14 protein-coding genes are annotated in these 12,714 nt (G+C 50.7%); 9 read left to right on the top strand and 5 right to left on the bottom strand.

The genetic code is table 11. The features are described from left to right. Positions 1-12: 12 nt before the first annotated feature. The 4 genes from IEX98_RS21845 to IEX98_RS21835 are packed head-to-tail and all read left to right on the top strand — an operon-like array spanning position 13 to position 1,682. Complete coding sequence (locus tag IEX98_RS21845) at positions 13-444, top strand: hypothetical protein (protein ID WP_188891382.1); 432 nt, start codon at positions 13-15, stop codon at positions 442-444. A gap of 13 nt (positions 445-457) precedes the next feature. Further along, entirely contained in the window at positions 458-571 is a 114-nt protein-coding gene (locus tag IEX98_RS29270; RefSeq protein WP_229692315.1) for a CD1375 family protein, read from the top strand. A gap of 3 nt (positions 572-574) precedes the next feature. Then, positions 575-988 carry a phage holin family protein gene (locus IEX98_RS21840; protein ID WP_188891380.1) on the top strand — a complete coding sequence of 138 codons (414 nt, stop codon included), beginning with the start codon at positions 575-577 and terminating at the stop codon, positions 986-988. Then, positions 978-1,682 carry an N-acetylmuramoyl-L-alanine amidase gene (locus tag IEX98_RS21835; RefSeq protein WP_188891378.1) on the top strand — a complete coding sequence of 235 codons (705 nt, stop codon included), beginning with the start codon at positions 978-980 and terminating at the stop codon, positions 1,680-1,682. Before IEX98_RS21840 ends, IEX98_RS21835 begins: the two co-directional genes overlap by 11 nt. A 40-nt stretch (positions 1,683-1,722) precedes the next feature. Here the strand turns inward: IEX98_RS21835 and IEX98_RS21830 are convergent, their stop codons facing one another. Then, positions 1,723-2,241 carry a hypothetical protein gene (locus IEX98_RS21830; RefSeq protein WP_188891376.1) on the bottom strand — a complete coding sequence of 173 codons (519 nt, stop codon included), beginning with the start codon at positions 2,239-2,241 and terminating at the stop codon, positions 1,723-1,725. A 585-nt stretch (positions 2,242-2,826) separates the two neighbouring features. Here IEX98_RS21830 and IEX98_RS29375 point away from each other — a divergent pair. The 3 genes from IEX98_RS29375 (at position 2,827) to IEX98_RS21820 (ending at position 5,018) form a co-directional block, all read left to right on the top strand. Continuing rightward, positions 2,827-2,955, top strand: coding sequence for a hypothetical protein (locus IEX98_RS29375; RefSeq protein WP_268237839.1), 129 nt, complete (start codon positions 2,827-2,829; stop codon positions 2,953-2,955). 350 nt (positions 2,956-3,305) lie between these two features. Then, positions 3,306-4,403 carry a CobW family GTP-binding protein gene (locus tag IEX98_RS21825; RefSeq protein WP_188891374.1) on the top strand — a complete coding sequence of 366 codons (1,098 nt, stop codon included), beginning with the start codon at positions 3,306-3,308 and terminating at the stop codon, positions 4,401-4,403. 108 nt (positions 4,404-4,511) lie between these two features. Further along, positions 4,512-5,018 carry a hypothetical protein gene (locus IEX98_RS21820; protein ID WP_188891372.1) on the top strand — a complete coding sequence of 169 codons (507 nt, stop codon included), beginning with the start codon at positions 4,512-4,514 and terminating at the stop codon, positions 5,016-5,018. Positions 5,019-5,124: 106 nt separating this feature from the next. Here the strand turns inward: IEX98_RS21820 and IEX98_RS21815 are convergent, their stop codons facing one another. The 4 genes from IEX98_RS21815 to IEX98_RS21800 all read right to left on the bottom strand — a co-directional run bounded on the left by IEX98_RS21815 (position 5,125) and on the right by IEX98_RS21800 (position 9,176). After that, the gene (locus IEX98_RS21815; RefSeq protein WP_188891370.1) at positions 5,125-5,589 is read right to left on the bottom strand and encodes a RidA family protein; all 465 of its coding nucleotides are present in this window, start codon (positions 5,587-5,589) and stop codon (positions 5,125-5,127) included. An 86-nt stretch (positions 5,590-5,675) separates the two neighbouring features. After that, positions 5,676-7,280, bottom strand: coding sequence for an N-acyl-D-amino-acid deacylase family protein (locus IEX98_RS21810; RefSeq protein WP_188891368.1), 1,605 nt, complete (start codon positions 7,278-7,280; stop codon positions 5,676-5,678). Between the two features lie 62 nt (positions 7,281-7,342). Next, on the bottom strand, positions 7,343-8,482 hold the full coding sequence (locus IEX98_RS21805) for an alanine racemase (protein WP_188891366.1): 1,140 nt from the start codon (positions 8,480-8,482) through the stop codon (positions 7,343-7,345). A gap of 1 nt (position 8,483) precedes the next feature. Continuing rightward, positions 8,484-9,176, bottom strand: coding sequence for a helix-turn-helix transcriptional regulator (locus tag IEX98_RS21800; protein WP_188891363.1), 693 nt, complete (start codon positions 9,174-9,176; stop codon positions 8,484-8,486). 134 nt (positions 9,177-9,310) lie between these two features. Here IEX98_RS21800 and IEX98_RS21795 point away from each other — a divergent pair, with 134 nt between their 5' ends. Together IEX98_RS21795 and IEX98_RS21790 are read left to right on the top strand one after the other, a co-directional pair. Beyond that, positions 9,311-11,110, top strand: a complete 1,800-nt coding sequence (locus IEX98_RS21795) for a cache domain-containing sensor histidine kinase (protein ID WP_229692314.1) — start codon at positions 9,311-9,313, stop codon at positions 11,108-11,110. Beyond that, positions 11,107-12,651, top strand: coding sequence for a helix-turn-helix domain-containing protein (locus IEX98_RS21790; RefSeq protein ID WP_188891361.1), 1,545 nt, complete (start codon positions 11,107-11,109; stop codon positions 12,649-12,651). The genes IEX98_RS21795 and IEX98_RS21790 overlap by 4 nt, the downstream gene beginning before the upstream one ends. The last annotated feature ends 63 nt before the right edge of the window (positions 12,652-12,714 follow it).

The raw sequence follows: 12,714 nt of genomic DNA, 5'->3' as shown, positions 1-12,714 counted from the left end.
GGAGTGAGTGGAATGGAAGCAAAAACAGGAATAGAGTCTAGAAGCATTACCGCTAAATATTTTGCCGATGTAAATGAAGATGGAAATATTATAGGTTTTTATTTTAACGAAATCCATGGTGAAAACATACCGATTACTGCATTAGCCATTTCTTTTGAAGAATGGCAGTTGTACAGCGTTAACGCTAACCTGTACAAACTAGACGGGGGATTGTTCCGTGAGAAAACAGAAGCAGAAATTAAAGACGAGTTGGCGCAACAACCGCCTGTTCCGGAAACTATAGAACAAAAAGTTGTTAGATTGGAAGAAGAAAATATTGAAATGATGCTTGCCCTGACAGAAGCTTATGAGGTAACTGTTGAGCAGCAAACGACACTATCGGCACAGTTGGAGGCAATTGAAGTACTGAATTCCCGTTTAGAAGCGCTTGAATCCCGAATGTAAGGAGGTGCAACCAATGGCAGTAATTTATGCAAATTTGATTAAAAGAGGGCTAAAGTCAATTGAAGAAGTGCCTGCAAGCAAACGTGACGAGGTGGAGGCTATTCTCATAACTGAGGAGAGTGAGTAAACTATGAATGGTCAAAGTATTTTAAATGGAGGCGCCGGCATTGCTGGCGCTTTTTTGTCGTTTGCTTACGGCAGTTGGCATGAATCGCTTACGTTTTTGCTGATCGCGATCTCCGTCGATATTATTACAGGGCTTTATGCTTCTATAAAAGAAGGCCGCGGTCTAAACAGCGCTGTTGGCGCGGTCGGTCTCGCAAAAAAAGGCCTTATGCTTTTAGTTGTGTTACTGGCTCATCGCATCGATGTTCTTCTTGAAACGGAAAATATGACGATGATGGCCACCGTTTATTTTTATATCGCTAATGAATTAATTTCTTTCACTGAGAATCTGGGACGCGCCGGCGTGCCTCTTCCCGAAAAACTGAAATATATTATTGAAGTGCTGAAAGGAAAGGGGAACAACAAGGATGTCTTGTAATTATCTCATTGACCATATCCCTCCCAACACGCCTTGCAACCGCCGTCCTGCACTCCCTATGCTCCCCGTAACTATTACCATTCACAACACTGGCAACCCATCCAGCACCGCTCGGAATGAGTGCAATTGGCTGACGAATCCGTCTAATAACCGTACGGCTTCCTACCATATCGTCATCGACGAGCGGGAAGCGATCGAATGCTTGCCGCTAACAGAAAACGCTTGGCATAGCGGAGACGGCGGCGGCGCCAAGTCCGGCAACCGGACGTCTATCGGTATTGAGATTTGCGAGAGTGGAAACTATGCAAAAACACTTGATAACGCAGCGTCGCTGGTTGCTTCAATGTTGAAGGAGCGAGGATGGGGTGCTGACCGTCTGCGCCGGCATTACGATTGGAGCGGCAAAATATGTCCTCGTCTGATGTACGATGGAGGCAAATGGTCAGGCTGGGAAGCTTTTAAAGCAACGGTAAGCTCCAAGCTGTTTCAACTCGTTCAGAAGAGCGAACCGGAACAAGAACGGGGGGACATAATGGAAAAAATCGAAGTTTATATGAATGATAAGAAGCTGATTGACGGCTTATATGACACGAAAGCAGGCGTTACTTACGTGCCTGTCCGTACAGTAGCAGAAGCGCTTGGTGCCGGAGTGAAGTGGGATGCCAAAAATAAGCGCGTCGAGTTAAAGTGCTAGAGTAAAGCCCGTCTGCTTTGCGGCAGGCGGGCTCTAGTTACTATTTGAATTGATCTCTTATACCGTCGAAAAATTCATTGGACTCGCCATCCGCACCAGGAGCAAATATAGCCATCACTTTGTCGCCTTGCATCATGACAATCCGCTCCTCTTTTTTATCGCTTTGGATAAGCGTGGCTGAATGATTTCCCTCTTCTCCTTCAACCTCTATCGTGCTAACGACTTTAGGTTTCAGAAACTCGGTTTCGTTTTCCATGCCGCCCATATTAAACAGCAACTGCATATCTTCTTGAACGTATTCCTTCACTGCTTTATTTTTCTCATCTTCTGTTCCATTGTAATAGACTTTCAAAAACTCAAGCGCAATAGCGCTCTCCTTCGATTTCTTTTTGACTTTCACTTCTTCATTCGCAGCCTTGTCTTTATCATTTGTATCCACTGCAGGCGTCGTTACGTTAGCTGGAGTTGAATCGTTAGCTGCAGCCTCTTTCTTGTCCCCGTTGCCGCAACCCGCCAATAGCAAGCTTAGCATCAATGCCGAAATCACAATTTTTTTCATTTTTTGTTTCCCCCTTATGATGTATTTTCCAATAACTATCCTTATTACTTTGAAAATAGTTCATAGGTTCCAAAAAAAAATGTTCGATTTTGGAAAAGCTCACGTGCATCCAAAAAAGATTCCGGTATGAAAATGTTTAACAAAATGCAAAAGTACATTTTGATTTAGCTCCTTGGCACCCTAGATACCCGTCAAAATGTAAATATACATTTTGAATCAACCCTATCGGCCGATTTCAAGCGATTTAGGCTATTTCAAATGTACTTTTGCATTTTAAAGCGGAAAATGGGCCATTTTTGGCCAATCCAAATGCACTTTTACATTTTGATCTGTGCGCCTGACATTCAACAGATCCAACAGCAGAGTATCAGCAGGGAAACCCGCAAACGTGCATCTTCCATGCAAAAATAAGCAAACGCACATATTTGCTCAATGCCTATACGCATTAGGTTTTTCTACATAGGATACAAATGTACCCAAGCAAGATGCTGCCGTACAAACGCCACAGCAACGCAGTTCGCGGCGGCAGAAAACCGAGGTGCAAGCTTTTCCTTCCTTATCTTTCTATTTAAAGGAGATGAACAAATGAGCTATGGAGTAGGTAACGCCGGCGTTGGCTGCGGCGGATCGGTTGGCGGCGCTTTTACAAGCGTTGGAGTCATTCTGGTCCTCTTTATTCTTCTGGTCATTATCAGCCGTTCCTTCTGGTGCTAGTCTAAAGCTGATTAGCGAAAGAGTAATGGCGTGGCCGCCAAAATCTAATTATAGATGACGACGAACCCCTAAGACCCGCAGTCTTGGGGGTTTGATCCGAATCCGAATCCGAATCCAAATTCAAATTCAAATTCAAATCCAAATTCGATCCTGATCTCGATCTGAATCTGATCTGGATCTCGACCTTGACCTTGACCTTGACCTTGACCTTGACCTTGACCTTGACCTAGATCTCAATCTCAATCTCGACTCAATCTCACTCGTGATCCCCCGTTGTCCCAGTCGTAACAGTTACGATATAATAAGGTTAGCGAAAACGCGATTACATAAGTAAAGAAGGTATATAAGCGATGGCTGAAAATAAAGCTTTAATTCCGGTACATCTCCTCTCCGGTTTTCTTGGAAGCGGGAAGACAACGCTGTTGACCAATCTGCTCGACTATTATAAGGGACAAGGGCTTAAACCCGCTGTCATTATGAATGAGCTGGGCGATATTAATCTGGACGGACAAATGGTAGATGGCGAAGTGCCGATGTCGGAAATGTTAAGCGGCTGCATCTGCTGCACGATTCGCGGCGACCTGAGTATGGAGATCAAAGCACTGGTGGACGAGCATCAGCCCGATCTGATCGTCATTGAATCGACTGGCGCAGCGAATCCCATTGAAATACTGGATGGTGTGACAGAAGCCGCGATGTATTGCCGGATCGAGCTGCAATCCGTCATAACCGTCGTTGACGGTCCGGAGCTTCTGCAGCGCAGAAGGAGCGGCAAGGGGAGAACCTACAAGCTCATGCAAGAGCAGATCCGCTGCGCGACCAGATTGCTGCTGAACAAAGCGGATAAGCTGGAGCCAGAGGAGCTTGTCGAGGCGCAGCAGCTGCTGCGGGAGCTGAATGAGCATGCACCGATTATGGCGACGATTCGCTGCTTCGTTGATGATTGGGAGTGGCTGGCTTCATCCAAACAAAGCGCAGTATCGTCAGCATTCGCAGCCGCCACAGCAGGCGGCCACCTGGGAGAATTCGGTGAGCCGTGTGGCTGCAAGCCGAATCGAGATCATGCGAGTGCTGAAGCATCATCTGATAAGGCTGAACACGAGCATGAACATGATCATGATCATCACCATGAGCACCACAATCATCAACACCATCACCACACGCATGATCATGTGATGGTATTGACGCATTATTTGAACGGGCCAATCGACAGCGAAGCGTTTGAGGCGCTGCTGAAGGGGCTGCCGGACAATATTTATCGGGCAAAAGGCATTGTGACCTTTTCTGATACGGCTAGCCGTTTTCTATTCCAATATGCGTACAAGGAGACGGACTTCATGCGCATTACTCCGCAAGGGGATGTGAATGATGTCGCGGTATTCATCGGCGAGCATTTCTCGAAGGAGAGCCTGCTGGAGCAATTGATACAGCTAGAGCGAAACGATTAAAAGCTCTTCACGTCTATTCGTCATGAACGTTGGGAAAAATAATCCAAGAGGAGCCACGCATGCTCCCGCAACGCATCATGAAAAGAATAGAAGGGTTGTGGCAACAGGATGAGAACAAAATCGTTTGTCGCGCTGCTAACCATAGCGCTGTTCGTAGCAGCCGCTCCGGCGTATGCGGCACAGCCGGAAGATCAGCAATCGGCAGAGAAGGGTGCTGACGCACAATCCCATTCCAGCTCCCATGAAGGCTGGAAGTCAGACCATGAGCATCATCATGGCAATCCCCCGTCGGCGGCTCAAATAGAAGAACATCGTCTTGCAAAACTGCGCTATATGGCGAAATATTTCGGCATTAGCACAGAAGGCAAGACGGCGGATCAACTGAAGAACGAGCTGAAAGCAGCGAAGGTGAAGGACAAGGACAAATGGGAAGCTTTCAAAGCGGAGCATCAAGCGAAGCGGCTGGAGCATTTGAAGCGCGTTGCCACTGAACATGGCATCAGCACGGAAGGCAAATCGGCGGATCAATTGCTCGATGAGCTGCGTAAGCAGCGCCGCGCTGAGGAGAAGAAACAAACAGTTCCGAGTCAAAAGACGAAAGTGAAAGAAAGCTAATCCAACAATGAAATAAGGCTGAAGCTTCAGCGAGTGAATGGACATTTCGAGTAATTCGAACGCGTCCTGCACTCCGTTGAAACTTCAGCCTTTTATTTGTTTTTTCCTAGTCGCGGATTTCTGCAATCAGTTCAATTTCCACTGGCGTATGGAACGGCAGATCACTTGTGCCAATGGCGGAACGCGCATGGCGGCCATTTTCGCCAAATACGGAAATGAGCAGATCAGAAGCGCCGTTGATCACGTAAGGCTGATCGCCAAAGCCGGGAGCGCTGTTGACGAAGGCGAGAATTTTGACAATTTTAACGACACGGTCGAGATCACCCAAATGGGCTTTCATTGCCGCAAGCAGGTTAATGACAACTTGACGGGCAGCTTCTTGTCCTTGCTCAATTGTCAGGTCAGAGCCAACTTTGCCTTCATACATAAGTACGCCGTCAATACGGCAGTCGAAGCCGGATGTATAAATTAGATTACCCGTCTGGTTCACCGGGATGTAAGAAAATTTAGGGGCGGTTACTTCAGGCAAAACGATACCCAGCTCAGCCAGGCGTTGATCGATTTTAGACATATGAATAAATTCCTCCTTATAATGGGTTAACTCTAACCTTAACCTTATTTTTGCTCTATTCTGTAGTTACTTTCTCAATAAAACTTCTAAAGCGAGCAGCAGCGATGCGCGCGAATCAACTGGCCTTCGCGTTTATGGGTGTGCGTGCCGTGCTGCAGCGTCAACTGGCCGCCAACGATGACATGGCTAATGCCCGTAGGGTATTGGCGAGGCTGCTCGAAGGTTGCGGTATCCTGGATCGTATCGAGATTGAATACGGTCAAGTCGGCAGCGTAGCCAGGCACGAGCAGTCCTCTTTTGCCCAGCTTAAAGCGCTGCACAGGGAAGGAGGTCAGCTTGCGAACCGCTTGCTCTAAGGACAGCACCTTGTCTTGCCGGACATATTTGGCAAAGACACGGGGGAAAGTGCCATAAGTCCGCGGATGCGGCTTGCCGGTTTCGCAATTCAAGCTGTCGGAGGCGATCAGCGACTTCTCGTAGCCGATGACCTGCTTTACATCATCATCGGACATATGGAAATAGACAATCGCGATCTGTCCGTCTTCCTCCAGCAGCAGGTCCATCATGCAATCGACGGGGTGCTCGCCCCGCAGCTCGGCAGCTTCCGCAATGGATCGGCCCTCCAGATGCCGGTTGGCATCACTCTGAACAGAGGCAATAATAATGCTTTGCCAGCCAGTGGAGCAGACGAGATTGTCCCAGCTGTCCTGCTCGCGGCTCAGCTCCTCTTTGATACGCAAGCGGAGCTGCTTGTCGCGGAATGCGGCAAGCGTCCGCTCAATTCCGCCCTCCAGCACCCAAGGGGGAAGGACAGTCGTGAGTGTCGTGGAGCCTGCCGAATACGGATAGACATCAACGGTAACATCCATGCCCCGAGCCCTTGCATCCTCAACAAGCTCAAGCGCATCCAGCGCTTTACCCCAATTCGCCTTGCCGGCGGCCTTCAAATGGCTAATATGCAGTGAAATGCCGGCCTTCTCCGCAATCCAGATCACTTCTTGAACCGAAGGCAGCAGATTATTGCCTTCACCCCGGATGTGCGTGGAGAGCAGACCATCATATTTTGGAAGCACACTGCAAAGCTCTGCCAGCTCTTCGCGGGAGGTATAGCTGCCGGGCGCATACAGCAGGCCGATGGACAAGCCGATCGCGCCTGCTTGAAGTCCTTCCTCCAGCAGCTCTTTCATCCGATCAATCTGAGCTTTAGTAGCGGGACGGTTCTCGAATCCCATTACAGCAATTCGCAGCGCGCCATGGGCTACATAGGTTGCGATATGCTCAGAGGGATTAGATCGGGCGACATGCTCCATATATTGCCCGACCGTCTCCCACGGCCATTCCCAATTCGTACTGCCAAGCACGGGCTGCACATAGGTTTGAAGCAGCTCGGCCCGGCTCCGGACGAATGGGGCAGGGGCGAGGCCGCAATTGCCGACGACCTCGGCCGTTACCCCTTGCTGCAGCTTGATCTCGCTGTAAGGGTGGTCGATAATCATCAGATCGGAGTGGCAATGCCCGTCAATGAAACCGGGTGAAATAATTTGCTTTCCGACGTCAATGACTTCGCGAGCCTCTTGATCCACGCTGCCTATAGAAGCAATGATGCCGTCCTTTATGCCGATGTCGCCAGCAAACCAAGGGTTTCCGCTGCCGTCGACGATTTTTCCGTTTTTCAATATGAGATCCAGCATGCCGCAATGACCCTCCCGGGGGAAATAGGATGAATGATCATAATAAAAACTTTAATGCCTTGCTATTCCAGCATGCCGCGCGCCGCAACCCGCGTTTTCCGTAAAGCGCCGCTAGGCTCCGTGACATAGACGTCATTATGCAAATTAACGGTGCTGCAAATATGATTCGGAATAATCTGAATAACGTCGCCTACCTCGTATGGATGATGGGCACCGATGCGAATCATGCCATGCTCCTCGTTCATTCGCTCCAGAACCGCATCAGGCGCCCCCATAATATGGCCGAAGCCTTGCAGATGAAGCGGCGGATTGTTCGGCTGCACGTCGGTGGCGAAGGTTTTGCTGCCGCCGTCCACGACGATCAATTCCGCCGAAGGACGGCTGACTACCGTGACCCAGACTGTAGCTGCGCAATCTTCAAGGGAACATACGCCATAGGCCGCTTGCATCCGATCATGGAAAATATAAGTGCCGGGCCGGACTTCGGTTACGCCTTCAACCTCTGCTGCAAACACGGATGTTGGCGTAGAACCTACGCTGACATCCGCGATGGGAAGCCCTTCGGCACGCAATGCCTGAGCTGTAACGGCCATGAGCCGTCCTTCTTCAAGACCCGCTGCCCGCAGATCCATCGTGGACTTGCCATCCAGCATGGCACCGCGATAGGTGAAAATGCCGGTCAAGCGAATACCCTCCAGCGCATGAATCTCCTTGGCAAGCGCAAGGGCGTTCTCCGGCAATACGCCGGTACGATGCAAGCCGCTGTCGATTTCAAGACGAACCTCAAAGGTTGACTCTTCCTTCACAGCGACAGCTGCCGCCCTTCTTGCGCCTTCCAAGCTGTCGACAGTAAGAATCAGCCGGATACGCCGGCTTAATACCGCGGCCCGCCGCAGCTTCTTCTCGCTGACGATAGGGTAAGCGATGAAGATATCGGCAATGCCGCCATCCGCCATCACTTCCGCTTCCGACAGCTTGGCAACGGTAATGCCGACAGCCCCTGCTTCCACTTGGCGAGCGGCCATTTCCGGCAGTTTATGTGTCTTGGCATGCGGGCGGAGCTTGACTCCAAGACGCCGGATACGCTCTGCCATTTCACGGATATTGTGGTCGACGACAGAGCTGTCAATGATGATACAGGGCGTTTCCGGGGCATTCCCTTTCACGACGATTTCTTCCTCTGCTTGCAAGGACATCGACATTTTACAAACCTCCTCGATCAGGCACCGAGGCCGGCTCTGCTTGAGCATCGGAATCGGCTGCCGCAGATTTTGATTCATCCAAATAGCTGTACAGCGTATATTTCGAAATACCGAGGTAGCTGCATACCTTCTCTCCTGATTTTTTAATCAGAAAAGCGCCTTTTTGATCCAGCAGCTGAATGAAGCGGACTTTATCCTCCTTCGCCATAATGGCCGCCGGTTTGCCGATCGCTTCCTGCGTCTCTTGAATGAGCGTATCCAGCAAATCGTTGACGTTGCTGACGAAAGACTCGCGAACAGGCGCGAGCCCGCTTGCGGTGAGAGATTGCAGCGTTTTCTCCGCTACCATAAGATCGGTGATGTCAAAGTTGATGCAGATAGCACCGATGATCGTCCCCGCATTGTTCTTCACATACATCGAAGTAGAGCGAAGGATGCGGCCGTCTTTCGTTTGTGTAATGTAATTATGCCGATTGTCGCCTTCGGTCGTTCCTCGCATAATTTCGAGCCCCAGATTCGTGCCGGGGTCGCCGACCTTGCGTCCGGTGACGTGACCGTTCTCAATCGCGACAATCGTTGAATCATAGGGGCGCGACCAGTCGTGCACGACGACCTCGCAGCTATCGCCGAACTGCGCAGTAATGCCTTTCGCCAACTCGGTCATGAAGCTGAGCTCCTGGGCAATCGATTCCATGCTATCCCTGCTTTCCTTAATCGCTTACTGCCTACAGGGTACACCTGATGATTGTAAAAATCAAACAAAAAATCTGTTTTGCTAAAAAAAAGTATGGTAGGATAGCTGTGAATAGCACACCAAGAGGCTAGAACTTGAAGCGAGGATGGGAGAGATGGGAAATGCGCTGGATCAGCAGCTCGCTGAAACGAAAGCTTAGCTTTTTGCTCCTGCTGTCTGTATTGATTCCGCTGCTCGCGCTAGGTTTGTTTTCCTACGACATGGCGTCAACAGCAACGGAGCAGAAGGCGAAGCAGTCGGGGTTGAGCATTTTAAGCCAGACGGCTACTAATTTGGAGTTCATCGTGCAGGATATTGAGAACATCTCGATCTTTATTATCGGGCAAAAGGATATTCAGCAGTACTTAAGCAACCGCGGCGACGATGCCGTCAAGCAGACGCAGATGATCGAGTTTTTATCCAATCTCGTATTCTCCAAATCTTATATTTCCGACATTACGATTTATCCCATGTACCAATCGCATTTATTATCCAATACAACGATTTTTAAGACAGCGCTGCCGACGATTTCGGGACAAGACGGACAAAGCTTTCAAGCTTCCGAGAAGTGGTGGTCGACCCGCTATGAGACGACGACAGCGGCGGGAACGAAGCAGGTTATTTCTCTCGTCCGGCCGATTCGAAGCATTAATTCGTTCAAACAAATCGGCACGCTTGTTATTAGCGTTGATGAGAAAGCGCTTTCTAGAATATTGGCCCAAGCCGGCATGCCGGGAGGCGGGAGCGTTGTGCTGTCCAATGCGGAAGGACAGTTATTAACGGGCTCCATTCAAGAAAAGATGCCCGCCACGATGGCGGAGCTGCTGCCCGGTTACAGCGCTAAAGGCCATTCAGGGGCAGCTAATTACGGAAGCGGCGATGACAAACGGACAGTTCTGCATGATACGGTTGCAGGCGTCAATTGGCGGCTGACGGGCATTATGCCTTTCTCCGAGTACCGGTCGCAAAACAACTATGTGCTGAAAATTATGGCGATCGTCATCGTGCTCTCGATTATTATCGTAACGGCGCTTGTGCTTTATTTCGTTCAGCGCATTACGAACCCGTTGACGATGCTGACCCAATTTCTAAAAAGCTCGAATCCGGAGGAGCCAATGCAGACATACCCAGTCGAGACGATGGACGAGGTTGGTCAGCTGGTTCGGAGCTATAACAAATTTAGCGAGCGGATTGCTGCATTGACCGAGCAGGTTAAGCTGGAGGAATCGTACAAAAAAGAAGCGGATATGCAGGCGCTCCAGGCGCAGATCAACCCGCACTTTCTTTACAATACGCTATCCTCGATTCACTGGATGGCGCTTATGAATCAGGATGCGAAGACCGCCGATATGGTTGGCAGTTTAAGCGATTTTCTGCGATTCAGCCTGAATAAAGGGGAGGAGTTTTGCCCGGTGGAGCAGGAAGCCGCGCATGCGGGTCACTATGCGACGATTCAGGCCATTCGTTTCCCGGATCGCTTTAAGCTGACGATGCGGATTGATCCCGAGCTGCGGGAGCAGGTCATGCTGAAGCTGCTGCTTCAGCCCTTAATTGAAAATGCGCTCATTCATGGGGTTCAGAAAAGAGAAGGCTTTGGTGAAATTACGGTAACCGCCCAGCGGCAAGGGGGCTGGATGGCTTTTGCCGTATCGGATAACGGAGCTGGAATGGACGCTCTAAAGCTGTCTGCAATCGAGAAAGAACTGCACGGTCCGGATGACCGGGTCAGAGAGCGTGAACGGCTGCAGGAAGGAAGCTATGGCTTGCGCAACGTCCATAAGCGGCTGCTGCTGCATTACGGAACGGAAGCGGGACTGCGTGTGGAAAGCACCGAACAAATCGGCACGCGCGTCTCTTTCGCAATTCCCATCTCACAGGAGGAGGAAGCGGTATGAAGCTCTTAATCGTCGATGACGAGGTTATTATTCGGACTGGTCTTAGCACAGTTATCAAATGGGAGGAGCTTGGTTATGAGCTGCTCAGGCCGGCGGCCTCCGCAGAGGAAGCGATGGAGAGGATCGCACTGGAGCGGCCGGAAATTATACTGACCGACATCCGAATGACCGGACGCGACGGGCTGGAGCTGGCCGGTGAGGCCAGACGTCTGCTCCCTGATAGTGAAGTGCTCATCTTGACCGGCTACGACCAGTTCTCTTACGCGCAGCAAGCGATCCGTCAGGGGGTTAGCGACTATTTGCTGAAAACAAGCCGTCCGGACGAGATCATCCGTGCAGTTAACGGGGCAAAGCAGCGGGTCCTTGGCCGCTTGCATACGTTAAAGCCGGATCAGCTGCGCGATTCGCTGCTGGAGAAGCTCGTCTCCGGTCCGGAGCCTGATGAACGGCAGCTGGAACAGGCTGGAAAGCTGCTGCCGGGACTCAAGCTGGGCGCAGCTTCCCCCTTACAGGCTGTTACCGTAACGGCTTCGGGCTGGGGAGGCGCAGCCGAGGACGGCAGACTGCTTCTATTCGCGGTCCACAATATGATGAGAGAGCTGGTAGAGGGCGAGGCGCTTATTCGTGATAACGTTTTGCTCGTCGTGTTGAGACGGGACGGCCTTTTGGGCGATGAAGGCGGGCTAAAGCGCTTTGATAGCGACCTGCTTCGAATCGAGCGGAGACTGAAATGCAAATTGTTTGCGGGGGCAGGCTCCATCGTTGCGGATTGGAGCGGCCTGCCGTTATCGAATAAAGAGTCGGCCATCGCTCTGGGCTTTCAGGAATTCGCAAGGGAGGTGCGTTTGTTGTGTTACGCCAATGTGATCGAGCGGAAAGGCGGTCGTACCGTCTGCACGATCGAAGAGGAGCAAATGCTCACCACACTTCTCAAGGAGGGTGATCCAGCCTCCTTGCAGCGATGGGTGGAAGCGACGACGGAAGCGCTGCTGGCAGATCCTGATGCTACGCCGCAATCGATGCAGGCGTTCGTCAATTCTGTGCTCATTTCCGCCCATCGCTGGATTGAGCGCGTGCTGGCATCCTTTGGAGAAGGGAGCGGGACGCTTGCCCATCTGCCCCGGATTTCAGAACAAGCAGCCATTAGCGACAGCCAACGATTGCAAATGCTAGCACCCTTAAATCACCTTATGCATGTCTACGCAGAAGCGGTGGGAAACGCAGGGATTCCCTACATTAACCGCTCCATCGCCTATATCCACGATCATTTGGATAAGGAGCTTACGCTGCAGCAAGTCGCTAAAAACGTTCATCTCAACCCGAACCATTTCAGTGAGGTGTTTAAGCGCGAGACCGGCCATACCTATATTGAATTTGTAACCATTGCCCGAATCGAGCGGGCGAAGGCGCTGCTGGGCGACTCTCCGATTAAGGTGAGCGACGTGGCCAGCCGGGTTGGCTACGCCGATATGAAATATTTTAGCCAGCTGTTCAAACGTTACACGGGGCTAACGCCTTCCGAATATCGGGCAAGAAGCTGATCTTTTTCTACCCTTAATCCGGTGTCTGTCCCCTGCCAATGTCAGGTTGGTTTCCCTATACTC

The sequence above is a fragment of the Paenibacillus radicis (ex Gao et al. 2016) genome (genome assembly GCF_014641555.1).
GTDB classification, from domain to species: Bacteria; Bacillota; Bacilli; order Paenibacillales; family Paenibacillaceae; genus Pristimantibacillus; species Pristimantibacillus radicis.
The sequence above is the reverse complement of the archived record's forward strand: the minus strand, read 5'-3'. Positions and strand labels throughout refer to the sequence as shown.

Excerpts from the sequence above, each read along its gene's own strand:
- IEX98_RS21810 (WP_188891368.1), bottom strand. The coding sequence starts at position 7,280 with ATGCTGGATCTCATATTGAAAAACGGAAAAATCGTCGACGGCAGCGGA.
- IEX98_RS21800 (WP_188891363.1), bottom strand. The coding sequence starts at position 9,176 with ATGGAATCGATTGCCCAGGAGCTCAGCTTCATGACCGAGTTGGCGAAA.
- IEX98_RS21835 (WP_188891378.1), top strand. The coding sequence starts at position 978 with ATGTCTTGTAATTATCTCATTGACCATATCCCTCCCAACACGCCTTGC.
- IEX98_RS29375 (WP_268237839.1), top strand. The coding sequence starts at position 2,827 with ATGAGCTATGGAGTAGGTAACGCCGGCGTTGGCTGCGGCGGATCGGTT.
- IEX98_RS21820 (WP_188891372.1), top strand. The coding sequence starts at position 4,512 with ATGAGAACAAAATCGTTTGTCGCGCTGCTAACCATAGCGCTGTTCGTA.
- IEX98_RS21805 (WP_188891366.1), bottom strand. The coding sequence starts at position 8,482 with ATGTCGATGTCCTTGCAAGCAGAGGAAGAAATCGTCGTGAAAGGGAAT.
- IEX98_RS21790 (WP_188891361.1), top strand. The coding sequence starts at position 11,107 with ATGAAGCTCTTAATCGTCGATGACGAGGTTATTATTCGGACTGGTCTT.
- IEX98_RS21815 (WP_188891370.1), bottom strand. The coding sequence starts at position 5,589 with ATGTCTAAAATCGATCAACGCCTGGCTGAGCTGGGTATCGTTTTGCCT.
- IEX98_RS21825 (WP_188891374.1), top strand. The coding sequence starts at position 3,306 with ATGGCTGAAAATAAAGCTTTAATTCCGGTACATCTCCTCTCCGGTTTT.
- IEX98_RS21840 (WP_188891380.1), top strand. The coding sequence starts at position 575 with ATGAATGGTCAAAGTATTTTAAATGGAGGCGCCGGCATTGCTGGCGCT.
- IEX98_RS21830 (WP_188891376.1), bottom strand. The coding sequence starts at position 2,241 with ATGAAAAAAATTGTGATTTCGGCATTGATGCTAAGCTTGCTATTGGCG.
- IEX98_RS29270 (WP_229692315.1), top strand. The coding sequence starts at position 458 with ATGGCAGTAATTTATGCAAATTTGATTAAAAGAGGGCTAAAGTCAATT.
- IEX98_RS21845 (WP_188891382.1), top strand. The coding sequence starts at position 13 with ATGGAAGCAAAAACAGGAATAGAGTCTAGAAGCATTACCGCTAAATAT.